Origin of the sequence: Rhizobium sp. 18055, assembly GCF_902706285.1 — a bacterium.
Classification (GTDB): domain Bacteria; phylum Pseudomonadota; class Alphaproteobacteria; order Rhizobiales; family Rhizobiaceae; genus Rhizobium.
The window spans coordinates 1-591 of record NZ_CACSKD010000115.1; the positions used below are offsets into that span (position 1 = coordinate 1).

The window sequence follows — 591 nt, forward strand, 5'->3', positions numbered from 1 at the left end:
CGATGAGCCGGCGCGCGAGGAACTGGTTGAGCGGCGGCAGCTCCATCGCGCGGTCGTCGATCAGCTCGATCATGGTGCCGCCCGCGCCGAAGGTGACCACCGGGCCGAACGGGTCGTCCGTCACCAGGCCGATGCAGATCTCCCGGCCGCGCCGCGCGCGCGCCATCTTCTGCACCGTCACGCCGTTGATGCGCGCGCCCGGCTGCAGGCGCGCCACGCGCTGCACCATGTCGGTGTAGGCGTCGCGCGCGGCCGTGCCGCTGTGGATGTCGAGCGCCACGCCGCCCACGTCGGACTTGTGCGAGATGTCGGGCGAATCGATCTTCAGCGCCACGGGGAAGCCCAGCTGCGTGGCGATCATCATCGCCTCGTGCGCGCTGCGGGCCAGCAGCGTCTTGGTCACGGGCACCTGGAACGCGGCCAGCAGCGTCTTCGACTCCATCTCGGTGAGCACCTGGCGGCGCTCGGCCAGCACGCTTTCGATCAGCAGGCGCGCGCCCTCGATGTCGGGCTTGGACAGCGCCGACAGCGGCGGCGGCGTCTGCTGCAGCAATTGCTGGTTCTGGTAGAACGAGGCGATGTTGCCGAAGG

General features: G+C 70.2%; 1 protein-coding gene. It reads right to left on the reverse strand.

Features of this window, described 5'->3' with window-relative positions:
• A partial coding sequence (locus tag GVL52_RS31675) for an acetate--CoA ligase family protein (protein WP_200847948.1) occupies positions 1–591 on the reverse strand: 591 nt, incomplete at both ends.